This is a genomic window from Bradyrhizobium sp. WSM1253, assembly GCF_000244935.1.
Classification (GTDB): Bacteria; Pseudomonadota; Alphaproteobacteria; order Rhizobiales; family Xanthobacteraceae; genus Bradyrhizobium; species Bradyrhizobium canariense.
The window spans coordinates 4,568,718-4,592,771 of the sequence record NZ_JH600073.1 but is presented as its reverse complement, the minus strand read 5'-3'; the positions used below and the strand labels follow the sequence as shown (position 1 = coordinate 4,592,771).

The following is a 24,054-nucleotide window of genomic DNA, read 5'->3' as shown; positions in this document are numbered from 1 at the left end:
CCGGGACAAGCCCGGGCATGACGAAAGCGGAAAGTGAAAGGTGACCGTGAAATGGAAGGTTTGATGAAAGGCAAGCGCGGTCTGATCATGGGCATCGCCAATGATCATTCGATCGCCTGGGGCATGGCGAAGACGCTGCATGCCCATGGCGCCGAGCTTGCCTTCACCTTCCAGGGCGAGGCCTTGGGCAAGCGCGTCAAGCCGTTGGCGGAGCAGCTTGGCGTCGACATGGTGCTGCCCTGCGACGTCGAGGACATCGCCAGCGTCGATGCCACCTTCGATGTGCTCCGCGAAAAATGGGGCAAGCTCGACTTCGTCATCCACGCGATCGGCTTCGCCGACAAGAACGAGCTCAAGGGCCGCTACGCCGACACCAGCCGCGAGAATTTTTCGCGCACCATGGTGATCTCCTGCTTCTCCTTCACGGAAGTGGCAAAACGCGCCGCCGAGCTGATGACGGAGGGCGGCAGCATGATCACGCTGACCTTCGGCGCTTCGGAACGCGCGATGCCGAACTACAACGTGATGGGCGTGGCCAAGGCGGCGCTGGAAGCCTCGGTGCGCTATCTCGCCTCCGACTTCGGACCGCGCGGCATCCGCGTCAACGCGATCTCCGCCGGCCCGATCCGCACGCTCGCCGGCTCCGGCATCGGCGAGGCGCGCGCGATGTTCGCCTTCATGCAAAAGCATTCCCCGCTCCGCCGCGGCGTCACGCTCGACGAGCTCGGCGGCTCGGCGCTGTATCTGTTGTCGGATCTCTCCGGCGGCGTGACCGGCGAGATCCACTATGTCGATAGCGGCTACAACATCGTCCTGATGCCGAGGCCGGATGATATGAAGACGCAGGACTAACCCGCCGCGATCTGCTCCGCGCGCTGGAACGCCGGCCGTGCCATGCAGCGGGTGAGATAGGCCTCGAAGGCCGGGCGCGACGGCACCATCTTGAACAGGCGCACCGCGAAGTTCAGGCCCGAGCCGATCGTGATGTCGGCGGCGGAAAATTCCTCCCCGAGGACCCACGGCCCCTTGGCAAGCGCGGCTTCCAGCACGTCGAAGACCTGCGTTGCGCTGCCCCAGGCCGCGGTCGATGTCGGGATCTCGATCTTCGTGAAGATCTGGATGATGGCGGGTTCGATGCAGCCCGGCGAGAAGAACAGCCATTGCAGGTAACGCGCACGGCGCGGGTCCGTCACGGCTGGGGCTAGCCTGGTCTCGGGATAGCGATCGGCAATGTAGGCGCAGATGGCGGCGGCTTCGCCGAGCGCGGCATCGCCGTCGGTCAGCGCCGGAACCTTGCCCATCGGATTGACCTTCAGGTAGTCCGGCGCCTTCTGTGCGCCGGTCGAGATGTCCGTCAGCACGCGCTCATACGGCAGGCCACTCTCTTCCATCAGCCAGAGCGTCGTGAATGAGCGCGAACGGGGCGACCAATAGAGCTTGATCATGGAAGCGGACCTTTCATCGGTGGCAGCCGAACAGCGCGCAATTTCATGGCGCGTCCGCAGCGAATCCGCAATGCACTACGCCAGGTATGGAATGCTCCGGCTCAATCTTCCTTGAGATAGCCGGGGAGTCCGCGGTCGAGCCTATCTGCGACGAGTGTTCGTGTCCTCTCGCGCAGCGTCGCGTTGGCTGAAGCTGCCGCGGGCGGCTCGGGGAACAGCGAGTTGTCGAGCTTGGTGAGCGGGTCTTCGGTCAGCCGCAGACTTGCGGCGAAGTTCGCGCCGAAATTCACAAAGGGGCGCTTGATTTCCTCATAGCTTCTGCCGTCGATCAGGTTGATCGAGATGTTGGCGAACAAATGCGAATGCCGGATCAGATTTCCGAGCCCCTGATTGAATGTGCCGATGCCGTTTAACATCAGGCGGGTGCCCGGCAGTTCTCCCTTGTACGTGGTCGCAACCAGATAGCGAGGCGCAGCTCCCGTTCGGAGTGATGCCGCGCACGATCGCTGGCAGGCGTTCGTTGGGATCGGGAATGAATCGCGATTTCGGATTGTAGAAGGGTTCGAAGGCCCCCTTGGGGTAGGCGATCCTGCGAACACCGGGATCGCCACCCGTTGCGGCTTTAACCCGCGCAAACACGAGATCGTCGAGACCCCAGTCGATGGGAATCTCGGTCTCCTCGCTCTCGAAAATGGTCAGCCCGAATTTCTGGACGGAATAGCGCTCGCCGATCACCGAGATCACGCCAAGCCGGCACGGGCCGCTCTCGACCGCGACCGGCTGCTTCGCCACCGGTTTGGCCTTCGGCGCGGCCTTCTTGGCAGCTGGTTTTGCCGGTGCGGGAGATGCGGTGGTTGCGGAAGGGGTTTGCGCTACTGCCGGAGCCAGAAAGGACAGCAGGACGAGCAATGAGGCAGCAGATCGAAACATGGATTCCAGGGGAGCAGCGGCAGGAGGACATCGGAGATGCCACACTAAGTTGGGATCGTGACAACCGCAAGCTGCATCAGAAGATCGTTGTCTATGCGGAGGGCCGCTGCCGCTTCCATCTATAATACTTCATCACAAACCCGTTCGAGGGCTCGATCTCTTGCTTCTCGAACACAAAGCCCTCGCGCTCGTACCAGCGCCAGGCTTTCTCGTTCTCGCGGACGCAGCGCAGATACATCTCGTCCGGCATTTGCGTACGCGTGAAGGCGAGCAATTGGCGGCCGAGCGATTGGCCCTGATAGGCGGGCGCGACGAACAGCATGTCGAGATAGAGTTTTGGCAAATGCAGCGCCAGCATTGCGGCGATCGTGCCGTCGTCGTCGGCGACGAACAGGCTCCAACCGTCCTCGATCTCGCGCCGGACGCGTGCACGCAGGTTTGCGAGCAGGAATTCACTCGTCTCGCCGAGCCCGGTCGAGACCCAGCTCTCCATCCAGACGCGGCCGATCTCGTCGTATTCGTCCGCGCGGGCCGGGCGGATGATGGGATGCGACATCGAGGGCTCAAATCGGCTTGCTGCGCACGGATGGGCGCGCGCGCACCTTGCCCGCCGACAGGCACACCACCTCGGAGATTTGCAGGAGTTGCCGCGCCAGCGGGCTGGTCTTGCGCCAGACCATGCCGATGGTGCGTGACGGCTGCGGGTCGCGGAAGCGCGCGAGCGAGACCGAGGCCGATCGCGTCTCCACCGACACGGCCATCTCTGGGATCAAGGTGACGCCGATGCCGGCGCTGACCATCTGGACCAGCGTCGACAGCGAATTGGCATCCAGCATCTCGCGCGGCGGCGCCGATTGCATGTTGCAGAATGACAGCGCCTGATCGCGGAAGCAGTGCCCCTCTTCGAGCAGCAGCAGCCGCATCTCGCGCATCATCTCCCGCGACGGTGCCGGCGTTCCCTCATCTGCGCTCGGCCGCACCAGCAGGAATTTTTCCTCGAACAGGGCGACCTCGGTGAGCGAGGGCTCCGACACCGGGAGCGCAACGATCGCGGTATCGAGTCGGCCTTCCACCAGTTCCTGGATCAGCCGCGGCGTCATCGTCTCGCGCACGCGGATGTCGAGCTCCGGATGCATGCGCGTCAAATTCTTGGTGATCGTCGGCAGCAGATAGGGCGCGATCGTCGGAATCATGCCGATGCGCAGCCGTCCGGAGAACCGGTCCTGCGAGGCGCGGGCGAAATCGCCGAGTTCGTCGACCGAGCGCAAGATGTCGCGGACGCGCTGCGCGAGCTCCTCGCCAAATCGGGTCAGCGCCACCTGCCGAGCGCTGCGCTCCAGCAGCAGGCCGCCGAGCGCCTCCTCCAGCTCCTTGATCTGCATTGACAGGGCCGGCTGCGAGATCGAACAGGACTCAGCCGCGCGGCCGAAATGATTGTGACGCGCCAGGGCGTCAAAATACCGGAGCTGGCGCAGCGTGAGATTTAGCATCAGAAAATCTTATCGCTGCGATCATTAAAGTCAACTTCCCCTGATCGAACGTGAAGCCTAGAGTGCTTCTACCTGGTCAATGGCGCGAGTTCGACGCCACCAGAGGAGGTATTCATGGACGACACTTCAAAGTGCCCGTTTTCGGGTGGAAAACGTGTGCCGGCGAACCGCGATTGGTGGCCGACCCAGCTCAGCATCGAGATGCTGCACAAGAATTCGGCCAAGTCCGACCCGATGGACAAGGACTTCGACTACGCCAAGGAATTCAAGTCGCTCGACCTGAACGCGGTCATCAAGGACCTGACCGCTCTGATGACCGAATCGCAGGAATGGTGGCCCGCCGACTTCGGTCACTACGGCGGCCTCATGATCCGCATGGCCTGGCACAGCGCGGGCACCTATCGCACCACCGACGGTCGCGGTGGCGCCGGCGCCGGACAGCAGCGTTTCGCGCCGCTCAACAGCTGGCCCGACAACGCCAATCTCGACAAGGCACGCCGTCTGCTCTGGCCGATCAAGCAGAAATACGGCCGCAAGATTTCCTGGGCCGATTTGATGGTGCTGGCCGGCAACGTCGCGCTGGAGTCGATGGGCTTCAAGACCTTCGGCTTCGCCGGTGGCCGCGCCGACGTGTGGGAGCCGGAAGAGCTCTATTGGGGTCCCGAAGGCACGTGGCTGGGCGATGAGCGCTACAGCGGCGAACGTCAGCTCGCCGAGCCGCTCGGCGCGGTGCAGATGGGCCTCATCTACGTCAATCCAGAAGGCCCGAACGGCAAGCCGGATCCGATCGCCGCGGCAAAGGACATCCGCGAGACGTTCGCCCGCATGGCGATGAACGACGAGGAAACCGTCGCGCTGATCGCCGGCGGCCACACCTTCGGCAAGACCCATGGTGCCGGCGATCCGTCGCTGGTCGGACCGGAGCCGGAAGCGGGCGCGCTCGAGGATCAGGGCCTCGGCTGGAAGAGCAAGCACGCTTCGGGCATTGGCGGCGATTCCATCACCAGCGGCCTCGAGGTGACCTGGACGACGACGCCGACGAAGTGGAGCAACAACTTCTTCGAGAACCTGTTCAAGTACGAATGGGAGCTGACGAAGAGCCCGGGCGGTGCGCAGCAGTGGACGGCCAAGGGCGCCGAGGCGATCATTCCCGACGCCTTCGACAAGTCCAAGAAGCATCGGCCGACGATGCTGACGACCGATCTGTCGCTGCGTATGGATCCGGCCTATGAGAAGATCTCGCGCCGCTTCCTGGAGAATCCCGATCAGTTCGCGGACGCCTTTGCCCGCGCCTGGTTCAAGCTCACCCATCGCGACATGGGCCCGATCCAACGCTATCTCGGCCCGCTGGTGCCGAAGGAAACGCTGATCTGGCAGGACCCGATCCCGGCCGTGAATCACGAGCTCGCGAGCGAGCAGGATATCGCCTCGCTGAAGACCAAGATCCTGGCTTCGGGTCTGTCGGTCTCGGAGCTGGTCTCGACCGCCTGGGCGTCGGCCTCGACGTTCCGGGGCTCGGACAAGCGCGGCGGCGCCAACGGCGCGCGCATCCGCCTCGCCCCGCAGAAGGATTGGGAGGTGAACGAGCCGGCTCAGCTCTCGAAGGTCCTGGGCAAGCTCGAAGCGATCCAGAAGGACTTCAACGCGTCATCCGGTGCGAAGAAGGTCTCGCTGGCGGACCTCATCGTGCTCGGCGGCACCGCCGCGGTCGAGAAGGCCGCCAAGGATGCCGGCGTCGACGTCAAGGTCGGCTTCACGCCGGGCCGCATGGATGCCTCGCAGGAGCAGACCGACGCCGCTTCGTTTGCTCCGCTGGAGCCGCGGGCCGATGGCTTCCGCAACTTCATCGGCAAGCGGCAGCAGTTCATGATGCCCGAGGAAGCTCTGGTCGATCGTGCGCAGCTGCTCCGGCTTACCGGTCCGGAGATGACGGTGCTCGTCGGCGGTCTGCGCGTACTCGGTGCCAATGCGAACGGTTCGAAGAACGGCGTCCTCACCTCGAAGGTGGGAACGCTGAGCAACGACTTCTTCGTCAACCTGCTCGACATGAGCACGCAGTGGACGCCGGCCGGCACCGACGGCACCTATGAGGCCCGCGACCGCAAGACCAACGCGGTCAAGTGGACCGGCACGCGCATCGACCTGATCTTCGGCGCACACTCGCAGCTTCGCGCCTACGCCGAGGTCTATGCCACGTCGGATTCCAAGGAGCAGTTCGTCAAGGACTTCGCCAAGGCTTGGACCAAGGTGATGAACCTCGACCGCTACGACATCGCGGCTTGAGGTGTTTGACCTCTCCCGCTTGCGGGAGAGGTCGACGCGCTCCGGGCGATGCGAAGCATCGTCCCGCGCGGCGGGTGAGGGCTCTCTCCTCATTGGGAGTCTCTCTGCGGAAGCAACCCTCTCCCGGACCCTTTCCCGCAAGCGGGAGAGGGAGCGCAGATCGGCCGGAGCAGGCACAAACGAACACAAACAAAAAGGGCGGCCGCGAGGCCGCCCTTCGTGTGTCTGGCAGGTAGCGAGATTTACTCGCCGGCCGCTTCGCGCGCGGGCTGCTGGCTCTCGCCCTTGCCCTCGAGGTCTTCGCCGGTCTCCTGGTCGACCACCTTCATCGACAGGCGGGTCTTGCCGCGGTCGTCGAAGCCGAGCAGCTTGACCTTGACCTTGTCGCCTTCCTTGACGACGTCGGAGGTCTTCTGCACGCGCGCCGAGGCGAGCTGGCTGATGTGGACGAGACCGTCCTTGGAACCGAAGAAGTTCACGAAAGCGCCGAACTCCATCACCTTGACGACGGTGCCGTCATAGATCTGGCCGACTTCCGGATCGGAGGCGATCGACTTGATCCACTTGATCGCGGCCTTCATGGCCTCGCCGTCGTTGGAGGCGACCTTCACGGTGCCGTCGTCCTCGATGTTGACCTTGGCGCCGGTCTTCTCGACGATCTCGCGGATCACCTTGCCACCGGTGCCGATCACTTCGCGGATCTTGTCGGTGGCGATCTTGAAGGTCTCGATGCGCGGCGCGTATTCGCCGAGCTCGGCACGGGCGTTGGTCAGCGCCTTCGACATCTCGCCGAGGATGTAGATACGCCCATCCTTGGCCTGGCCGAGCGCGACCTTCATGATCTCTTCGGTGATGCCCTCGATCTTGATGTCCATCTGGAGCGAGGTGATGCCCTGCTCGGTACCGGCGACCTTGAAGTCCATGTCGCCGAGATGGTCCTCGTCACCGAGGATGTCCGAGAGAACCGCGAAGCGCTTGTCTTCGAGGATCAGCCCCATCGCGATGCCCGCGGTCGGCCGCTTCAACGGCACGCCGGCGTCCATCAGCGCGAGCGAGGCGCCGCAGACCGAAGCCATCGACGAGGAGCCGTTGGATTCGGTGATCTCCGATACCACGCGCGTGGTGTAGGGGAATTCGTGGTGCGGCGGCAGCACCGGGTGGATCGCGCGCCACGCGAGCTTGCCGTGGCCGATCTCGCGGCGCTTGGTGCCGCCGAGGCGGCCGGTCTCACCGACCGAGTAGGGAGGGAAGTTGTAGTGCAGCAGGAACGTCTCTTTGTACGTTCCCGACAGCGCGTCGATGTACTGCTCGTCCTCGCCGGTGCCGAGCGTGGTCACGACCAGCGCCTGGGTCTCGCCGCGGGTGAACAGGGCCGAGCCGTGGGCGCGGGGCAGCACGCCGACTTCGGCGACGATGTTGCGCACGGTCTTGGAATCGCGGCCGTCGATGCGCTTGCCGGTGTCGAGGATGTTCCAGCGAACGATCTTGGCTTCGAGCTCCTTGAACACGCCGCCGATGCGCAGCTTGTCGTATTTCGGCTCCTGGCCTTCCGGGAAGTAGTGCGCGATCACCTTTTCCTTGACCTTGCCGACCGCGGCGTAGCGATCCTGCTTGACCGGAATGGCGTAGGCGGCGCGCAGTTCCTGCTCGACCATGCCGAGCATTTCCTTTTCGAGCGCCGAATTGTCGATCGTGGTGACCTCGCGCGGCTCCTTCGCGGCCTTTTCGGCGAGCTCGATGATCGCGTTGATCACCGGCTGGAAGTGGCGGTGACCGAACATCACGGCGCCGAGCATGATCTCTTCGTTCAGCTCCTTGGCTTCCGATTCGACCATCAGCACGGCGTCTGCGGTGCCGGCGACGACGAGGTCGAGCTGGGTGTCGACCATCTCGTCGAGCGTCGGGTTGAGGATGAACTCGTCATTGGCGAAGCCGACGCGCGCGGCGCCGATCGGGCCCTTGAAGGGAGCGCCCGACAGGGTCAGCGCAGCCGACGAGGCCACCAGCGCGACGATATCGGGATCGTTCTCCATGTCGTGCGAGAGCACGGTGACGATCACCTGGGTCTCGTTGCGCCAGCCGTCGACGAACAGCGGACGGATCGGGCGGTCGATCAGGCGGGAGACCAGCGTTTCCTTCTCGGTCGGACGACCTTCGCGCTTGAAATAGCCGCCGGGAATGCGGCCGGCTGCGTAGGTCTTCTCCTGGTAGTCGACGGTCAGCGGCAGGAAGTCGACGCCTTCGCGCGGTGACTTCGCGGCAACGACGGTGGCGAGCACCACGGTCTCGCCGTAGGTCGCGACGACGGCGCCGTCGGCCTGGCGGGCGATCTTGCCGGTTTCGAGCTTGAGAGGGCGTCCACCCCAGTCGATCTCGACTGAATGCTTATTGAACATAGAGGTCTTCTTTCATGGGTTCTCGAAAGAAGGACGGGTCGAAAAACAAAAACCATGCGCAAGATTGCGGGACGTTGATCGAAGCGGGCGATCAGCGTCCTGCGATCCTGCCATGGTTTTTGGATTTCGGATGGCGTCCATCCCTTCGGGTCATACGGGCGCCTTGCCCGTTGTGCCCAGCCGCCGGATTGCTGCTGGACTGTCAGTCGGCACGAACGCGAACACCGAAGCGCGGTGTTCGCCCATCATGCCCGGATGCTCGCCGTCAACGGCTCGCATCCGACGCGCACGCAGCCTCGACGAAAAACCTTTAAACAAACGCTTTCGTTCGAAATCACGCGCGAAAACGCGCGCCGGTTGGCGCGCGCAAGAACTCTTAACGACGAATGTTGTGCTTCTCGAGCAGCGCCTTGTAACGCGCCTCGTCCTTCTTCTTCACATAGTCGAGGAGCGAGCGGCGGGTCGAGACCAGCTTCAAGAGGCCGCGACGCGAATGGTTATCCTTCACGTGGGTCTTGAAATGGTTGGTGAGGTTGGCGATGCGTTCCGACAGGATCGCGACCTGAACCTCTGGCGAGCCGGTATCGCCGGCCTTGTTGGCATTCGTCTTGATGACTTCCGCTTTGCGTTCTGCGGCAATCGACATCGGTCAATTTCTCTCGTTGCGATCGGCGCTGGCAGTCAGGCCGGTCAGGTTGAACACACGCTTGGGGATGATTTCGCCATTGCCGACTTCGGCAAGCGCGAGAAGCCGGCCTGCCACCGTGACATAGACTGTGCCGCTACAAGTGGGCGCATCCCGTCCGCGCAACAAAACGGCTTGGCCCCGATGGAGCCTTGCCGCATCAGCCCGAGTGACGGCCAGTGCCGGGATGTCGTCCAGCGCGGTCTCAACGGGCATAAGCGCGTCGGCGAGGCTACCCTCGCCGGACGCGGCTCTATCGCACAAAGCCTCCAACTGATCCAGCGGAATCATGTCGTTCTCGCCAAATGGGCCGACCAGGGTCCGCCGCAGCGCGCAGATATGGCCGTAAGTGCCGAGAATCCGGCCCATATCGCGGGCCAGCGCGCGGACATAGGTGCCCTTGCCGCACTCGGCCTCGAACACGGCCCGGTCACTATCCGGTTGATCTACAAGGCTTAAACGGTGAATCTCGACGGGGCGGGGGGCCAGTTCCACGATCTCGCCGTCGCGGGCGAGGTCGTAGGCGCGCTCGCCCTGGACCTTGATCGCGGAATAGCGCGGCGGGATCTGCTGGATCACCCCGGTGAAACGGGGCAGCAGGGCCTCGATGGCCTCCCGGGTCGGGCGCTGGTCCGAGGTTGCGGTCGCCCGGCCCTCGATGTCGTCGGTGTCGCGCTCCTCGCCCCAGCATACCGTGAAGCGGTAGCGCTTGCGGCCGTCCATGACGAAGGGGACGGTCTTGGTGGCCTCGCCGAGCGCGATCGGCAGGCCGCCGGAGGCGAGCGGATCGAGCGTGCCGGCATGGCCGGCGCGTTTAGCGTTGAACAGGCGCTTGAGCACAGCAACGGCCTGCGTCGAGGTCATGCCGATCGGCTTGTCGAGCACGACCCAGCCGTGGACGTCGCGGCGGTCGCGGCGCGGCTGGTTGCCCTTCTGCTTGTTGGCGCGCGGATCGTTGTTGACGCGGCGCGGCTCCTGGTGCGGCTGAGAATTGCCGCTCACATCCGCAAAATTATTTTTCTGCACGTCGAGCTGATCGGCCTCTTCGCCGCCGATCGTGCCGTGAGCCGGGTCCATCGTCATCGTTCTTCTTCCCGATCCGTATCCGGATCCTGTTCCAGGTCCTTCTGCACCGCGGGTGTTCGCAAAAGCTTCTCGATCCGTTCCGCTTCGTCGAATCGTTCGTCGACGCGGAAGCGAAGGTCAGGTGCAAATTTCAGGTTAACGCGCCGCGCGACCTCGCCGCGCAGGAATTTCTTGTTGCGCTCGAGCGCAGCGAGGACGACCTCGGTGTCGCGGCCACCGAGCGGCATCACGTAGACTGTCGCGAGCTTCAGGTCGGGCGACATCCGCACCTCCGGCACGGTGATGATGTGGCCTTCGAGGTCAGCATCATGCACGCTGCCTTGCGCCAGAATCTCGGCTATCGCATGGCGAACCTGCTCGCCGACCCGCAACTGACGTTGCGAGCCGCCGGACGCGGAACTCTTTTTCTGATGATGGCGGGGCATGGTCTGAAAATCACCTCGTCATGCCCGCTTTTGGGACACGGGCATTGTCATTTGTCTTGCTGAAACGAAGAGGGGTGGATGGCCGGAAAAAATCCGGCCATCGCACTCCCGCAATTCAGTTCAAAAAAGATCCAGGCGCTTCGGTAAGATTTGGACTTACAGGGAGCGCTGGATCGTCTCCACGCGGTAACACTCGATGACGTCACCGGCGCGCATATCGTGATAGTTCTCGAAGGCCATGCCGCATTCCTGACCGGACTGGACTTCCTTCACTTCGTCCTTGAAGCGCTTCAGCGTCGACAGCTTGCCCTCGTGCACGACGACGTTGTCGCGGATCAGACGCACGTTGGCGCCACGTTCCACGGTGCCATCGGTGACGCGGCAGCCGGCGACCTTGCCGACCTTGGAGATGTTGAAGATCTCCAGGATCGCGGCATTGCCGAGCATGGTTTCCCGCAGGGTCGGCGCGAGCAGGCCGCTCATGGCCTTCTTCACGTCGTCCACGAGGTCGTAGATGATGTTGTAGTAACGGATCTCGATGCCGTTGCGCTTGGCGGCCGCAGCGGCCTCCTTGTTCGCACGAACCGAGAAGCCGATGATCGCGGCGTTGAAGCCTTCCGCGAGCGTCACGTCCGATTCCGAGATGCCGCCGACACCGGCATGCAGGATACGCGCGGCGACTTCGTCGGTGCCGAGCTTCTCCAGCGAGCCGAGGATCGCTTCCAGCGAGCCCTGCACGTCGGCCTTGATGATCAGCGGGAATTCCTTGCGGCCCGCCGTCTTCAGCTGAGACATCATCTGCTCGAGCGAGCCGCGCATGCCGGAGATCGAGGCAGCCGCGTTCTCGCGCTTCTGGTGCGCGCGGTAGCTGGTGACCTGGCGGGCGCGGGCTTCGTTCTCGACCACGGCGAGACGATCGCCGGCTTCCGGCGGACCGTTGAAGCCGAGCACCTCGACCGGCACCGACGGACCTGCCTCCTGCACCGTCTCGCCCTGATCCGAGATCAGCGCGCGGACGCGGCCCATTTCAGCGCCGGCGACGATGATGTCACCGACACGGAGCGTGCCGCGCTGGACCAGAACGGTCGCGACCGGACCGCGGCCACGATCGAGCTTGGCTTCGATCACGGTGCCTTCGGCCGGACGATCCGAATTGGTCTTGAGGTCGAGGATGTCGGCCTGGAGCGCGATCATCTCGAGCAGCTTGTCGAGATTGGTCTTGTTCTTCGCCGACACTTCGACGTCGACGACTTCGCCGCCGAAGGATTCCACCTGCACCTCGTGCTGGAGCAGCTCGGTGCGCACGCGCTCGGGCTTGGCGTCGGGCTTGTCGATCTTGTTGATCGCAACAATGATCGGCACCCGCGCCGCCTTGGCGTGGTTGATGGCTTCGATCGTCTGCGGCATCACGCCGTCGTCGGCCGCAACCACCAGCACGACGATGTCGGTGACCTTGGCGCCGCGGGCGCGCATCGCGGTGAACGCGGCGTGGCCGGGCGTGTCGATGAAGGTGATCTTCTTGCCGCTTTCGGGCGACAGCACCTGATAGGCGCCGATATGCTGGGTGATGCCGCCGGCTTCGCCGGAGACGACATTGGCATGACGGAGCGCGTCGAGCAGCGAGGTCTTGCCGTGGTCGACGTGACCCATCACGGTCACCACCGGCGAGCGCGGCTCGGTGTCGGTGGAATCGTCGATGGCGTCGAACAGGCCTTCTTCAACGTCGGACGCGGCAACGCGCTTGACGGTGTGACCAAGCTCCTCGGCGATCAGTTGCGCAGTGTCGGCATCGATCACGTCGGTGATCTTGTGGATCGCGCCCTGCTTCATCAGCATGCGGATGATTTCCACCGCGCGCTCCGACATGCGGTTGGCGAGCTCCTGGATGGTGATCGCTTCCGGAATGACCACCTCGCGGATGAGCTTTTCTTTCGGCTCGTTCGCGGCATGGCCCTTCAGGCGCTGGGTGCGGCGGCGGAACGAGGCGATCGAGCGCTCGCGGACGTCGTCGGCATTGAAGGCGGTGACGACCGTCAGGCGGCCGCGCTCCTTCTGCGGGCCGGGCTTGTGGGTGGGCTTGGGAGCGACCACAGGCCGCGCAGCGCCGCCGGGGCCGCGACGGATCTGGCGCGGACCTTCGTCCTCGTCCGGTCCGGCTGCGACAGCGGGGGCGCGGCCCACCGGGCCTCCCGGCCGCTGCGTGGTCGTTCCGGGCCGCGCGGTCGTTGTTCCCGGGCGTGCCGTGGTGGTTGTACCGGGCCGCGCCATCGGCGCTCCTGGCCGCGCTGCAGGAGCGGCCGAGGTCGCCGTTGCAGGGCGGCCCGCGGATTGCGGTTGCTCGCCTTCGCCAAAACGCTTCTTGGCCTCGGTTTCGGCCTTCCGCTTGGCTTCCTCTTCGTGGCGGTGACGCTCCTCCTCGGCCTTGCGACGGGCCTCGGCAGCCTCGCGATCGGCACGCTCGGCGCTTTCGCGGACCGCGCGGCGCTGGGCCTCTTCCTCGGCATGGCGGCGCTCTTCGACTTCGCGCACCTTGGCATCGGCCAGCGCGCTGGCGCGGGCGGAACGTTCGTCCTCGGTCAGCGTACGCAGCACCACACCGGAGCCGGCGTTGCGCGGCGGCGCGGGGCGGGCCGGAGCAGGCTTGGGCGCGGCGGCGGCCGGCGCGGGCTTCGCCACCTCGGCCACCTGCGGCTCGGGGCTGCCGTCGACACGGCGCTTGCCACGCTTCTCGACCACGACCTGCTTGCTACGGCCATGACTGAAGCTCTGGCGCACGGTGCCCGTTTCGACGCGCGGCTTGAGCGATAGCGTCTTGCTCGGAACGCTCAGCTTCTTGTCGCCAGGGGTCTTGGTATCAACCATTAAGCAGTCCTAATCCTGATCTTGTTGTCTTGTGCGTTGCCGCACCGTGCTATCGGGTGGTCGTTGTCTCTCAGAAATCCTGGCCGGGCTTTTCGGCAGTCCTGTCAGCGTCCGCCATCCGGTATCGGACCAGCATCTGGCTACGTGACAGGAATGACTTGCTCGCCGGGCCCGCGAGCAGGGCAGCATGTATCACATTTGACCGGGTAAGTGCCAAATCCAATTCTGTCGATTTTAGTGCGGTGACGACGGGAATCGGCGGCTTGGCGCCGCGATTTCCCTCATTTTGACGCGCCAGCATGTCCAATTTGCGGATTCCGTCCGCGGCCCCGTCGCTGGCATGGATCAGGACCTCGACCGTACCTTCCCGAAGCGCGCTTTCGACCTTGCCGAAACCGGCGACGATCTGGCGCGCTTTGGCCGCAATCCCAAGGGCTTCGACCACGCTCCGGACCAGGAGCGCCTCGATCTCGGCGGGAAGCGTCTGAGGGATGCGCAGCTCGCGCTTGAAGGCTTTGGTAAAATGGTGACGCCGAACGGCTTCCGCAACCACCTCGCGCGAGGCGGTGACCCACATGCCGCGTCCGGGCAGCTTGCGCTTGAGATCGGGAACTATGTGCCCTTGGGGCGAGACGACGAAGCGGATCAGCTCGTCGATCGGCCGGACCTCGCGGCTGACCGCACACATCCGCATGGTCGCGGACCTTTCGGTCCGCGGTCCATGGTCGAGTTCGGGGTCAGTATCGGCGAGCATCCGGGTGACATCCTCCTTCGCCCTAAGCCGGCTGATCTTCGGTCGCCTCGGCCTCTTCAGCGGGCTTGGCGAGATCGGCCTCGGTGATCCAGCCGGCCTTGACGCGGGCCTGCATGATCATCGCTTCAGCATCGTCACGCGAGATATCGAGGCCATCGAGCGCGCCCGGATATTTGGTCTGTTCGCCGCCTTCCTTGCGCTCGGTCCAGCCGACCAGATCGTCCGTGGCGCAGCCGGCGAGATCGTCGACCGTCTTGATGTCGTTCTCGCCGAACTTCACCAGCATCTTCGAGGTGACGCCGGGCACGTCCTTGACGGCGTCCTCGACCCCGAGCTCCTTGCGCCTGGCCTCGAGCTCGGCTTCCAGCTGTTCGAGATATTCACGGGCGCGGTTCTGGAGCTCCTGCGCGGTCTCCTCGTCGAAACCTTCGATGCCGGCGAGTTCCTTGACGTCCACCATCGCGAGTTCCTCGACCGACGTGAAGCCTTCCGACGCCAGCAATTGGCCGACCACTTCGTCGACATTGAGAGATTCCATGAAGACGCGGGTGGAGTTCTCGAAATCGGCCTGGCGGCGCTCCGATTCCTCCTGCTCGGTCAGGATGTCGATGTCCCAGCCGGTGAGCTGCGAGGCCAGACGCACATTCTGGCCGCGGCGGCCGATCGCCAGCGAGAGCTGGTTGTTGGTGTCGGGCACGACGACCTCGATGCGCTCGCGGTCTTCGTCGATGACGACCTTGGAGACTTCGGCCGGCGCCAGCGCGTTGACCACGAAGGTCGCGATGTCGGGCGACCAGGGGATGATGTCGATCTTCTCGCCCTGCAATTCGTTCACCACCGCCTGCACGCGCGAACCGCGCATACCGACGCAGGCGCCGACCGGATCGACCGAGGAATCACGGGAAATCACGCCGATTTTCGCGCGCGAGCCTGGATCGCGGGCAACCGCCTTGATCTCGACGATGCCGTCATAGATCTCGGGCACTTCCTGCGCGAACAGTTTGGCCATGAACTGCGGATGGGTGCGGGAGAGGAAGATCTGCGGCCCGCGGGTCTCGCGGCGGACGTCGAAGATGTAGGCGCGGACGCGGTCGCCGTTGCGGAACACTTCGCGCGGCAGCATCTCGTCGCGGCGGATGATGGCCTCGCCGCGGCCGAGATCGACGATGACGCTGCCGTATTCGACGCGCTTGACGACGCCGTTGACGATGTCGCCGATGCGGTCCTTGAATTCCATATATTGCCGGTCGCGCTCGGCTTCGCGCACCTTTTGCACGATCACCTGCTTGGCGGACTGCGCGGCGATGCGGCCATATTCCAGCGGAGGCAGGGTGTCGGCGATGGTGTCGCCGACCTGGGCACCGGGATTGGCGCGCTGCGCATCCACCAGCGAGATTTGGTTGGAATGGTTTTCGACCGTCTCGACCACCAGCATGTGGCGCGACAGCCGGAGCTCGCCCTTCTTCGGGTCGATCTCGGCGTGAACGTCGGTCTCGCTGCCGTAACGGGCCCGCGCCGCCTTGGCGATGGCATCCTCCATCGCCGCGATGACGATGCCGCGGTCGATCGATTTCTCGCGCGCAACGGCGTCGGCGATCTGAAGCAATTCAAGTCGATTGGCGCTGACTGCCATGGCTAGTCTCCTTCGTCAGGATCGATCTCGCCCCGCCGCGCGCGTTCGGCGGCCAGGCGATGTTTCTTGGTATTGGTCGGAGCCGGCTTTTTCGTCGCGGCCGGCGCCGGCTTCTTGGTCGGTTTGGTGTTCTTGGTCGTTTTTTCGCTGATGCTGGCGTGCGGCGCCGCCGGCGGCTCGAGGCCGAGATTGCGGCGCATCTCGCGTGCCTGGGCCTTGCCGCGGCGCATGGATTCCGCAATCAGCTCGTCGGTCAGCACCAGCCGGGCCTCGGCGATGTCTTCCATCGTCAGGAGAACGTCGGCAGTCTCGCCCGCCTTGACGTCGTCGCGATGCAGATGCACGCGGTCGCCTTCGACGGGGCCGATCGTGCCGCGGAACCGCTTTCGGCCCTCATGGGCGACCGCCATCTCGACCTTCACCAGATGGCCGACATAACGCTCGAAATCGGAGCGGCGCACCAGCGGGCGGTCGATCCCCGGTGAGGAGATTTCCAGCCGATAGGCGCGATCGACGGGATCGGCGACGTCGAGCACGGGCGACAGCGCCCGCGAGATCGCCTCGCAATCCTCGATCTGCATGGAGCCGTCCGGCCGCTCGGCCATAACCTGCACGGTGCAGCCGGATTCCCCGGAAATGCGGATCCGCACCAAGCGGTAGCCCATGCCTTCGAGCACCGGTCCGGCGACCGCGGACACCCGTGCCGCCACGCCCGGCTCGACTACGAGCCTCGGCTCGGCCAGCAATTCGGCATCCGTGGAACCAGGGTTCGGTTCGGTCATGGCAGAGGTCAAGGCGCTCGATATGGTTAAGGCTTGGTTTAAGATCTCAAAGCTCGCTTCGGAACTCTCCCGACAGATCGCCGGGCCGCACATCTTTCACCAAGCCGCGTTCAGGTAATAAAAAAGAGCGGGTCCTTTCGGGCCCACTCTCACTACGCGGATCGTATGAGAAGATGAATTGGCGCTGATATAGCCCTTTCCGTCTTCCCGGACAAGGCCCATGCAGGGCAGGCTGGTCTTTTTGCGCCCTGCCTGCGGCCCCGCGCAACGCTTCCTTCACCTCCGAGGCCTAAATTCCCCGATTGTGGGGCGGCTTGGACCAAGGGCGCACCCGCGGCGTGCCCCGTACGAGTTTGCGTTTTCATGACCGTTGCCACGTCGCTCATTCCCGGACTGGACGATATCGTCAAACGCGGCGACCCGCGGCGTCGCGGCGAGATCGCGCACGCCATCTCCCAATTGTTCTTTCAGGACGCCGAGAACCTCCGTCCCGATGTCATCGATCTCTTCGACAATCTGCTGATCGATCTCGTCCCGCATGCCGAGCTTGCCTCGCGCGTCGATCTCGCCGAACGCTTCTCACGCCTGAGCAACGCGCCCCGGCATCTCGTGAGTCAGCTCGCGCGCGAAAACGAAATCGCGGTGGCGGGTCCCGTGCTGCGCCATTCCCCCGTGCTCGACGACGATGCTCTCGTCGAGATCGCGCGACTGAAGGGCCAGGGCCATCTGCTGGCGATGAGCGAGCGCCCCACGCTGTCGGCTGTCATCACCGACGTGCTGGTCGAGCGCGGCGATCGCGACGTGGTGCGCCGCGCCGCCGGCAATTCCGGCGCGGAGTTCTCGCCTGGCAGCTATTCCGAGTTGATCAAGCGTGCCGCGCAGGATGGCGTGCTGACCCTCAGGATCGGCCAGCGTAGCGATCTTTCGGGCGAGAACCTGAAACAGCTTCTTGACGGTACGCTCGACGTCATCCGCCGTCGCCTCTCGAGCGTGGTCAATCCCGTGCGCCAGGTCGAGATCAAGCGCGCCATGGCGGCCATCGAGGAAGCCACGCTGCCGCCGGGCCCGCGTCGCGATTTCTCGGGAGCGCAACGTACGATTCTGGCCTTGCATCGCGGGGGCCATCTTGGCGAGAGCGCGCTGTTTGGCTTCGCGAAGGCCCACAAATACGAGGAGGCGATCGCGTCGCTCTCGGCGATGTCCGGCGTCCGCCTCTCTGTCCTCGACCGCCTGATCACGGGTGACCGCTACGATCCAATTCTGGTTCTGGCACGTGTGCTGAATGTCAGCTGGCCGACGGTGCGGGAGCTGATCCTGATGTGGTACGGCCCGAATCGCACGCCAGCCGATGCCGACCTTGAGCAGGCGCGCGCGAACTTTACTCGGCTGATGCCGACGACCGCAGAGCGCGTCGTGAATTTCTGGCGCAACCGGCAGACGATCTAGACCCGCCTGAATCGCAGATACGCCGCCTTGCGGCCTTCGCGCGTGGCCTTTCGGCCGTAGCGCGTCATCGTGTATCCGTCCCACGGCAGGCGAAAATCATCGGCGCGCTCCGCGAGCCAGACAAAGTCCTGCGAACGCGACAGATGCGACAGCGTCCAGGCGCAATAATCGTCGATGTCGCAGACGAAACGAAATTCGCCGCCGGCTTTCAGCACGCGCGCCATCGCGGCGATGGTCCAGTCCTGCACGAAGCGCCGCTTCCAGTGCCGCCGTTTCGGCCAGGGATCGGGATGGATCAGGTCGATCCGCGACAGCGAAGCCTTCGGCAGCCAGGCCAGGAGCTCGGCGGCATCGCCTGCGAACAGGCGGATGTTGCCGATCTCGGCGGCCTCGATCTGCGCGAGGATCTTCGCCATGCCGTTGACGTAAGGCTCGCAGCCGATGAAGCCGGTTGTGGCGAAGTTTTGCGCTTCTGCCGCAAGATGCTCGCCGCCGCCGAAGCCGATCTCAAGCCGCAAATCGTCGACGGCGGGGCCGAAGAGCTCGCGGGCATCCGCCGGTGCTTCGCGGTCGATGGCGAGCGCAAGGCGCGGCAGCAGATGATCGATCAGCTCGGCTTGGTGCTGCCTGAGCTTGTGGCCCTTGCGGCGTCCGAAGAAGGCGCGCTCGCTGTCCTCGCGATCGGGATCTGATTTGCGCTCACTCATCGTAGCGTCTGGTACAGGCGATGGAGCAGCCGCGCGCGCGGTTCGAGCGACGAGACATAGAGCTGCTCGTAATGGGTGTGCGCGCCCTTGCCGTCGACGCCGAGCCCGTCGAGCGTCGCGGTGTGGGCGGCGGTGAAATTACCGTCCGAGCCGCCGCCGGTGTGAACGTCGAGCAGCTCGAAACCGATCTCCGTGGCAACGGTCTTTGCATGTTCGTACAGCGAGGCGCCTGCATTGCTCTTCTCGTAGGGCGGACGATTGAGCCCGCCCGTGACCTTGACGGTGACGCCATCCGTCTTCGATGTCAGGGCGAGGATCTTGCCGACGAATTCATCCGCGTCCTTGAAGCTCGGCACGCGCAGATCGATTTCGGCATGGGCTTCTTCCGGCGTCACGTTGGGCCGCGTGCCGCCGCGCACCACCCCGACATTGACGGTGACGCCGCGCGCCAGATCGTTCATCGCTTCCAGCGCCAGGATGACATTGGCGAGCTCGCGGATCGCGCTGCGGCCATCCTGGGGCCGCGTGCCGGCATGCGCGGGCACGCCCTTGATGAACACTTCGAATCGCCCGACGCCCTTGCGGCCGGTGACGATCTTGCCACCGTCGCGGGCCGGCTCCGTCACCAGCACGTATTTCGCCTTGCGCCCTTCGGTCTCGATGAGTGCGCGAGAGGTGGGGCTGCCGATCTCCTCGTCGGAGGTGAACAGATGGGTGATGCCGAGCGGCGGGCGATCGGCCGTGGCACAAAGCGCGCGAAAGGCGTGATGGGCGATGTAGGCGCCGCCCTTCATGTCGTAGATGCCGGGACCGAACGCGCTGTCGCCTTCGACCTTGAACGGCAGGCGCTCGATGAATCCCATGGGATGAACGGTATCGAGGTGGCTCAGCACCAGGATGCTGGGCCGGTCCTGGCCCCAGGTCGAGCGCGCCACGAGATGATCGCCGCAGCCGTCGACGCCGGCGATGCGCTCGAGCGTAACAGGGAGATCGCGGTATTGCTCCGCGACCATCGAGACCAGCTTGTTGACCTGTTCAGGTGCGTCCGTTGGCGTCTCGACCTCCACCCAGCGGCGGATGCCATCGAGAATAGTTTGGGAATCGAACCAATTGGAGCTGACCATGAGCGCATCTGTGCCTTTGAATCGCATCATCGAGGAGGACGCGCATCAAAGCGCGGCCGCAAATGACGACATAGGCCAGATTTGACGCAGTCTCAAATCGGATTGAGAGGGCGCGTCAGCGCTTGTCGGGGCCTTCGCGGGCAGCGATCTGCTCGACGAGATCGACGATCGAGCGGCGCATCTTCGAATCCGTGATTCGGGTGAACGCTTTGGTCAAAGCGAGTCCTTCGGAAGTTGCGAGGAAATCCGAGACGTAAGACGGCGATGCGCCTTCCGCGAAGCCGTCCGGCCCCGCCACGCCGCTCGGACCGCCCTCGAACAGGAAGGACACCGGCACCTGGAGAATTTCGGCAATTTGCTGGATGCGGCTCGCGCCGACCCGGTTTGTGCCCTTCTCGTATTTCTGCACTTGTTGGAAAGTCAGGCCCAAAGCTTCACCGAGCTTTTCCTGGCTCATGCCCAACATGATGCGGCGCATCCGCACGCGACTGCCGACATATTTGTCAACAGGGTTGGGCGCTTTCGACATTTCCTCAGCCCTCCAAACATCACCTTCGGCGCAATCAGGAATGCCTCAGGTGTAAGCAACGTCAAAATCAGACCCTGTTATTGGAAAACATTGCGGAGAAATTTAGCAATGCCCACTGTCTTTTGCAGCCGGTGCAGAATGAGGAGGCCGCGTGCAGTCTGTCAACCGTGGGACTACGGTTGTCAAAAGTTATCGGCCGCGGCTGCGTGATCAGGGGCGCCGCTTGGCAACACGTCGGCGGACCGCCAGAAACACGGCGAGCGCGACGAGCATGGCCGCGGGGACATCGCCCACGCGCGCATAGATGGTCGGCGGGATCGCGGCGGGCAGATTTGCATCCAGAACGCCTTCGATCCCGAGACCGAGGCTGGCGACGATGCGTCCCACCGGATCGATCACTGCGGAAACGCCGGTATTGGCGGAGCGAACCAGCGGCAATCCGAGCTCGATCGCGCGCATCCGCGCCTGTTCGAGGTGTTGGTAGGGGCCGGTCGAGATTCCGAACCAGCCGTCATTGGTGAGGTTCACGATCCAGCCCGGACGCTCATTGCGTCCAGCCACCTCGCCGGGAAAGATTGCTTCGTAGCAGATCAGCGGCAGCGCGGAGGGCGCGCCGGGGACCGCCAGCGCATGCCGCACGGTGCCGGGAATGAAGCCGCCGCGCACACGCGTGAGTTGCTCGAAACCGAGCTTCTCCATCAGACCCTGGTAGGGAAGAAACTCGCCGAACGGCACCAAATGCAGCTTGTCGTACATAGAGAGCACGCTGCCGTCGTGATCGATCACATAGATCGAATTATAGGCGCGGGTGATCGGCGTGCCCCGCGGCAGGTCGGGCGCGCGGACCGAGCCCGTGATCAGCACCGTGCCCTTGGGCAGAAGCTCCGCGATTTGCGCCATCGCATCGGCTTCGCGAGTGAGGAAGAACGGAAAGGCGGATTCCGGCCAGATCAGGATGGTGGCATCACGCACGCCGGTCGATCGCGGTCCGGAGGCGCGGTCCGACAAGGCCAGATATTTCTTCATCACCTCCGCCTTGGCGGCGTAGTTGAATTTCGCGTCCTGCTGGAGATCCGGCTGCATCAGGCGCAACTTGGTGCCGGCGACCATCGTGGTCGGATGCAGCGACAGGCGGATCGCGCCGAAGATACCCATGACAAGCAGGAGCGCCAGGGCCGCGGCCGGTGCGCGCCACGCCAGGCGGCGATCGGGCGTGCGGTCGATCAGCGCCGCGGGGCTCGCGAAGATCGCAACCGTCAGGAACGTCATGCCCCACAGGCCGATCAGCGACGCCGTTTGTGCCAGCGGCAGCGGCTCGGACAGCGCATAGCCGAACGCGTTCCAGGGAAAGCCGGTCAGCGCATGACCGCGCAGCCATTCGGTGATGGTGAGGCTTGCCGCGAGCGCAAGCACGCGCGTCGCGTTCTTGGTCCAGAGCAGGCGGGCGAGCGCAAAGCCCATTGCTGTGAAGATGGACAGATAGGCCGGCAGGCCCAGCACGGCGAACGGCGTCAGCCAGGCGAAGACATCAGCGTCGACGAAGAAGGCGTAGCCGATCCAGTAGAGGCCGGGCACGAAATAGCCGAGTCCGAACCAGTAGCCGGTCAGCGCTGCGGCGGGGACGCCGCGATATCGTCCCGCGCCGGCGCCGTCGATCAGCCAGACCAGCACCGGAAAGGTGATGAAAAGCACCGGGAAGGCGTTGAACGGTGCCAGCGCCAGCACCGAGAGCGCGCCGGCAGCCATCGCGACGAGCGCGCGCTTCCATCCCCAGGTCAGGATGATGGCAAGCGCGATCTGGCGAAATCGCTGGAAAGGGCTCACTGCGGACCGGTCCCGTCGCTTGGCGGCGGGGTGGGGGTGTCGCTGGCCGCCGGCTGGCTGCCATCCGGCGCGGCCTCGCGGCGCCGGCTCTCGCGCTGGGTGCGCGGTGCGGGACGCTCCTTCCGCGTCGAGATCCGCAGTCGCTTGACCCGGCGCGGATCGGCATCGAGCACCTCGATCTCGTAATGGCCGGGGCCCGAGATCACCTCGCCGCGCACCGGCAGGCGCCCGACGAAACTGACGAGATAGCCGCCCAGCGTCTCCACTTCCTCGCCGGCCTCGCCGGTGACGAAATCTTCGCCGATCACGGTGCGGACGTCGTCGAGGCTGGCGCGGGCATCCGCGATGAAGGCGTTGTCGGGCAGCCGCACGATCGAGGGCGGCTCGTCGCTGTCATGCTCGTCGTCGATCTCGCCGACGATCTGCTCGACGATGTCCTCGAGTGAGACCAGCCCGTCGCTGCCGCCATATTCGTCGACCACCAGCGCCAGATGGATGCGAGTGGCCTGCATCTGCGCGAGCAGGTCGATCGCCCGCATCGACGGCGGCACGTAGAGCAGCTTGCGGATGATGCGCGCTTCCTCGAGCGGCAGCGCGAGATCGACCGTACGCAGATCGAGCCCGGCCGGCAGCGGTTTCTTGCGCTTGGTTTTCGTGACCCCCGACACGCGCGCACGCGCGGTCATGAAGGCAAGCAGATCGCGGATATGGACGATGCCGACGGGATCGTCGAGCGTCTCGTTGTAGACCACAAGGCGCGAATGGCCGGCGCTCTCGAAGCGGTCCATCAACTCGCCGAGCGGGATGTCGCGCTTCACCGCGATGATGTCGGCGCGATGCACCATGACATCGGCGATGCGACGCTCGTGCAGGCCGAGGATGTTGCGCAGCATGGTGCGCTCGACCGTCGAGAAGCCGGTGTCGTCGGGCGTCGTGGCGTCGAGCACGACCTGGAGGTCGTCGCGTACCGAACCCGCCTTCCAGCCGAACAGGCTGCGAATGGCACGCAGCAGCCAGCCTTCCGCGGTCGGGCGCATCACCTCGCCTGAGGTCACCACGACCGGTAAATTGGCCGTGTTGCGCGGATTGTCGTGAATCGGGTCCGAATCCGGCATCTCAATGCGTCCCTGGGCGGTCGGCATAGGGATCGGGAATGCCGAGATGAGCCAGGATCTCTCGTTCGAGCGCTTCCATTTCCTCGGCGTCGTCTTCGTTTTCGTGGTCGTAGCCGACCAGATGCAGGAAACCGTGCACGGCGAGATGGCTCAAATGATGATCGAACGGCTTTTGTTCCTCGTCCGCCTCACGCCGCATGGTCTCGTAGGCGATCGCGATGTCGCCGAGCATGCGCGGCGCATCGCCCGGTTTCCATTCGCCTTCCGGCTGCAGCGCGGGAAACGACAGCACGTTGGTCGGCTTGTCGATGCCGCGCCAGTTGCTGTTCAGCGTGCGGATGCCGGCATCATCGGTCAGCATCACCGCCACTTCCGCCTCCGCAACGTCTTCGTCGACATTCTCGGCGGCGGCCGCCACGGCGCGCTGGATCACGGCTTCGGATTCGGGCTCCCGCTGCCAGCAATCGGCGACGACGAGGACCTCGGTGATGGGAAGATTGGGGTGTGACATTGTCCTTGTTCCGAACGAAGGGGCGCC

General features: G+C 64.5%; 22 protein-coding genes. 3 read left to right on the top strand and 19 right to left on the bottom strand.

The window, feature by feature from the left end; translation table 11 throughout:
• The first annotated feature begins 51 nt into the window (after positions 1–51).
• Entirely contained in the window at positions 52–852 is an 801-nt protein-coding gene (fabI, locus tag BRA1253DRAFT_RS23150) for an enoyl-ACP reductase FabI (RefSeq protein WP_007598353.1), read from the top strand.
• Here fabI and BRA1253DRAFT_RS23145 read toward each other — a convergent pair.
• The 5 genes from BRA1253DRAFT_RS23145 to BRA1253DRAFT_RS23130 all read right to left on the bottom strand — a co-directional run bounded on the left by BRA1253DRAFT_RS23145 (position 849) and on the right by BRA1253DRAFT_RS23130 (position 3,865).
• Positions 849–1,445 carry a glutathione S-transferase family protein gene (locus BRA1253DRAFT_RS23145; RefSeq protein WP_007598352.1) on the bottom strand — a complete coding sequence of 199 codons (597 nt, stop codon included), beginning with the start codon at positions 1,443–1,445 and terminating at the stop codon, positions 849–851. The genes fabI and BRA1253DRAFT_RS23145 overlap by 4 nt on opposite strands.
• Before the next feature lie 101 nt (positions 1,446–1,546).
• Positions 1,547–1,801, bottom strand: a complete 255-nt coding sequence (locus tag BRA1253DRAFT_RS45330; protein WP_245285956.1) for a hypothetical protein — start codon at positions 1,799–1,801, stop codon at positions 1,547–1,549.
• Positions 1,755–2,354: a hypothetical protein gene (locus BRA1253DRAFT_RS23140; RefSeq protein ID WP_245285955.1), complete on the bottom strand. Its 600-nt coding sequence runs from the start codon at positions 2,352–2,354 to the stop codon at positions 1,755–1,757. The genes BRA1253DRAFT_RS45330 and BRA1253DRAFT_RS23140 overlap by 47 nt, the downstream gene beginning before the upstream one ends.
• Before the next feature lie 112 nt (positions 2,355–2,466).
• Complete coding sequence (locus BRA1253DRAFT_RS23135) at positions 2,467–2,931, bottom strand: GNAT family N-acetyltransferase (RefSeq protein ID WP_007598350.1); 465 nt, start codon at positions 2,929–2,931, stop codon at positions 2,467–2,469.
• Positions 2,932–2,938: 7 nt separating this feature from the next.
• Positions 2,939–3,865, bottom strand: coding sequence for a hydrogen peroxide-inducible genes activator (locus BRA1253DRAFT_RS23130; RefSeq protein WP_007598349.1), 927 nt, complete (start codon positions 3,863–3,865; stop codon positions 2,939–2,941).
• Positions 3,866–3,979: 114 nt separating this feature from the next.
• Between BRA1253DRAFT_RS23130 and katG the strand changes: the two genes are divergently transcribed.
• Positions 3,980–6,148 carry a catalase/peroxidase HPI gene (gene katG, locus BRA1253DRAFT_RS23125; RefSeq protein WP_007598348.1) on the top strand — a complete coding sequence of 723 codons (2,169 nt, stop codon included), beginning with the start codon at positions 3,980–3,982 and terminating at the stop codon, positions 6,146–6,148.
• A gap of 242 nt (positions 6,149–6,390) precedes the next feature.
• On the opposite strand, the gene pnp is transcribed toward katG, so the two are convergent.
• The 8 genes from pnp to rimP all read right to left on the bottom strand — a co-directional run bounded on the left by pnp (position 6,391) and on the right by rimP (position 16,771).
• On the bottom strand, positions 6,391–8,544 hold the full coding sequence (gene pnp / locus BRA1253DRAFT_RS23120) for a polyribonucleotide nucleotidyltransferase (RefSeq protein WP_007598347.1): 2,154 nt from the start codon (positions 8,542–8,544) through the stop codon (positions 6,391–6,393).
• 376 nt (positions 8,545–8,920) lie between these two features.
• Positions 8,921–9,190: a 30S ribosomal protein S15 gene (gene rpsO, locus BRA1253DRAFT_RS23115; protein ID WP_007598346.1), complete on the bottom strand. Its 270-nt coding sequence runs from the start codon at positions 9,188–9,190 to the stop codon at positions 8,921–8,923.
• Positions 9,191–9,193: 3 nt separating this feature from the next.
• Positions 9,194–10,312, bottom strand: coding sequence for a tRNA pseudouridine(55) synthase TruB (gene truB, locus BRA1253DRAFT_RS23110; RefSeq protein WP_007598345.1), 1,119 nt, complete (start codon positions 10,310–10,312; stop codon positions 9,194–9,196).
• Positions 10,309–10,740, bottom strand: a complete 432-nt coding sequence (gene rbfA / locus BRA1253DRAFT_RS23105) for a 30S ribosome-binding factor RbfA (RefSeq protein WP_007598344.1) — start codon at positions 10,738–10,740, stop codon at positions 10,309–10,311. Before rbfA ends, truB begins: the two co-directional genes overlap by 4 nt.
• Before the next feature lie 156 nt (positions 10,741–10,896).
• Positions 10,897–13,602: a translation initiation factor IF-2 gene (gene infB, locus BRA1253DRAFT_RS23100; protein WP_007598342.1), complete on the bottom strand. Its 2,706-nt coding sequence runs from the start codon at positions 13,600–13,602 to the stop codon at positions 10,897–10,899.
• Positions 13,603–13,672: 70 nt separating this feature from the next.
• On the bottom strand, positions 13,673–14,356 hold the full coding sequence (locus BRA1253DRAFT_RS23095) for an RNA-binding protein (RefSeq protein WP_007598339.1): 684 nt from the start codon (positions 14,354–14,356) through the stop codon (positions 13,673–13,675).
• 22 nt (positions 14,357–14,378) lie between these two features.
• Positions 14,379–15,989, bottom strand: coding sequence for a transcription termination factor NusA (nusA, locus tag BRA1253DRAFT_RS23090; RefSeq protein WP_007598336.1), 1,611 nt, complete (start codon positions 15,987–15,989; stop codon positions 14,379–14,381).
• Positions 15,990–15,991: 2 nt separating this feature from the next.
• On the bottom strand, positions 15,992–16,771 hold the full coding sequence (gene rimP / locus BRA1253DRAFT_RS23085) for a ribosome maturation factor RimP (protein WP_035993842.1): 780 nt from the start codon (positions 16,769–16,771) through the stop codon (positions 15,992–15,994).
• A 363-nt stretch (positions 16,772–17,134) separates the two neighbouring features.
• Here rimP and BRA1253DRAFT_RS23080 point away from each other — a divergent pair, with 363 nt between their 5' ends.
• Positions 17,135–18,217 (top strand): DUF2336 domain-containing protein, encoded by a 1,083-nt coding sequence (locus tag BRA1253DRAFT_RS23080; protein ID WP_007598332.1) that lies wholly within the window; start codon positions 17,135–17,137, stop codon positions 18,215–18,217.
• Here BRA1253DRAFT_RS23080 and BRA1253DRAFT_RS23075 read toward each other — a convergent pair.
• The 6 genes from BRA1253DRAFT_RS23075 to ybeY form a co-directional block, all read right to left on the bottom strand.
• Entirely contained in the window at positions 18,214–18,924 is a 711-nt protein-coding gene (locus BRA1253DRAFT_RS23075) for a tRNA (guanine(46)-N(7))-methyltransferase TrmB (protein WP_007598330.1), read from the bottom strand. The two genes, BRA1253DRAFT_RS23080 and BRA1253DRAFT_RS23075, sit on opposite strands and share 4 nt — an antisense overlap.
• Positions 18,921–20,078, bottom strand: a complete 1,158-nt coding sequence (locus BRA1253DRAFT_RS23070) for a M20 family metallopeptidase (RefSeq protein ID WP_007598328.1) — start codon at positions 20,076–20,078, stop codon at positions 18,921–18,923. Before BRA1253DRAFT_RS23070 ends, BRA1253DRAFT_RS23075 begins: the two co-directional genes overlap by 4 nt.
• 85 nt (positions 20,079–20,163) lie before the next feature.
• On the bottom strand, positions 20,164–20,577 hold the full coding sequence (locus tag BRA1253DRAFT_RS23065; protein ID WP_007598327.1) for a helix-turn-helix domain-containing protein: 414 nt from the start codon (positions 20,575–20,577) through the stop codon (positions 20,164–20,166).
• A gap of 210 nt (positions 20,578–20,787) precedes the next feature.
• Complete coding sequence (lnt, locus tag BRA1253DRAFT_RS23060) at positions 20,788–22,401, bottom strand: apolipoprotein N-acyltransferase (RefSeq protein WP_007598326.1); 1,614 nt, start codon at positions 22,399–22,401, stop codon at positions 20,788–20,790.
• The gene (locus BRA1253DRAFT_RS23055) at positions 22,398–23,516 is read right to left on the bottom strand and encodes a hemolysin family protein (RefSeq protein WP_007598324.1); all 1,119 of its coding nucleotides are present in this window, start codon (positions 23,514–23,516) and stop codon (positions 22,398–22,400) included. The genes lnt and BRA1253DRAFT_RS23055 overlap by 4 nt, the downstream gene beginning before the upstream one ends.
• A gap of 1 nt (position 23,517) precedes the next feature.
• Positions 23,518–24,027: an rRNA maturation RNase YbeY gene (ybeY, locus tag BRA1253DRAFT_RS23050; RefSeq protein ID WP_007598322.1), complete on the bottom strand. Its 510-nt coding sequence runs from the start codon at positions 24,025–24,027 to the stop codon at positions 23,518–23,520.
• Between the last annotated feature and the right edge of the window lie 27 nt (positions 24,028–24,054).

Excerpts from the sequence above, each read along its gene's own strand:
- fabI (WP_007598353.1), top strand. The coding sequence starts at position 52 with ATGGAAGGTTTGATGAAAGGCAAGCGCGGTCTGATCATGGGCATCGCC.
- BRA1253DRAFT_RS23145 (WP_007598352.1), bottom strand. The coding sequence starts at position 1,445 with ATGATCAAGCTCTATTGGTCGCCCCGTTCGCGCTCATTCACGACGCTC.
- BRA1253DRAFT_RS23135 (WP_007598350.1), bottom strand. The coding sequence starts at position 2,931 with ATGTCGCATCCCATCATCCGCCCGGCCCGCGCGGACGAATACGACGAG.
- BRA1253DRAFT_RS23130 (WP_007598349.1), bottom strand. The coding sequence starts at position 3,865 with ATGCTAAATCTCACGCTGCGCCAGCTCCGGTATTTTGACGCCCTGGCG.
- katG (WP_007598348.1), top strand. The coding sequence starts at position 3,980 with ATGGACGACACTTCAAAGTGCCCGTTTTCGGGTGGAAAACGTGTGCCG.
- pnp (WP_007598347.1), bottom strand. The coding sequence starts at position 8,544 with ATGTTCAATAAGCATTCAGTCGAGATCGACTGGGGTGGACGCCCTCTC.
- rpsO (WP_007598346.1), bottom strand. The coding sequence starts at position 9,190 with ATGTCGATTGCCGCAGAACGCAAAGCGGAAGTCATCAAGACGAATGCC.
- truB (WP_007598345.1), bottom strand. The coding sequence starts at position 10,312 with ATGACGATGGACCCGGCTCACGGCACGATCGGCGGCGAAGAGGCCGAT.
- rbfA (WP_007598344.1), bottom strand. The coding sequence starts at position 10,740 with ATGCCCCGCCATCATCAGAAAAAGAGTTCCGCGTCCGGCGGCTCGCAA.
- infB (WP_007598342.1), bottom strand. The coding sequence starts at position 13,602 with ATGGTTGATACCAAGACCCCTGGCGACAAGAAGCTGAGCGTTCCGAGC.
- BRA1253DRAFT_RS23095 (WP_007598339.1), bottom strand. The coding sequence starts at position 14,356 with ATGCTCGCCGATACTGACCCCGAACTCGACCATGGACCGCGGACCGAA.
- nusA (WP_007598336.1), bottom strand. The coding sequence starts at position 15,989 with ATGGCAGTCAGCGCCAATCGACTTGAATTGCTTCAGATCGCCGACGCC.
- rimP (WP_035993842.1), bottom strand. The coding sequence starts at position 16,771 with ATGACCGAACCGAACCCTGGTTCCACGGATGCCGAATTGCTGGCCGAG.
- BRA1253DRAFT_RS23080 (WP_007598332.1), top strand. The coding sequence starts at position 17,135 with ATGACCGTTGCCACGTCGCTCATTCCCGGACTGGACGATATCGTCAAA.
- BRA1253DRAFT_RS23075 (WP_007598330.1), bottom strand. The coding sequence starts at position 18,924 with ATGAGTGAGCGCAAATCAGATCCCGATCGCGAGGACAGCGAGCGCGCC.
- BRA1253DRAFT_RS23070 (WP_007598328.1), bottom strand. The coding sequence starts at position 20,078 with ATGATGCGATTCAAAGGCACAGATGCGCTCATGGTCAGCTCCAATTGG.
- BRA1253DRAFT_RS23065 (WP_007598327.1), bottom strand. The coding sequence starts at position 20,577 with ATGTCGAAAGCGCCCAACCCTGTTGACAAATATGTCGGCAGTCGCGTG.
- BRA1253DRAFT_RS23055 (WP_007598324.1), bottom strand. The coding sequence starts at position 23,516 with ATGCCGGATTCGGACCCGATTCACGACAATCCGCGCAACACGGCCAAT.
- ybeY (WP_007598322.1), bottom strand. The coding sequence starts at position 24,027 with ATGTCACACCCCAATCTTCCCATCACCGAGGTCCTCGTCGTCGCCGAT.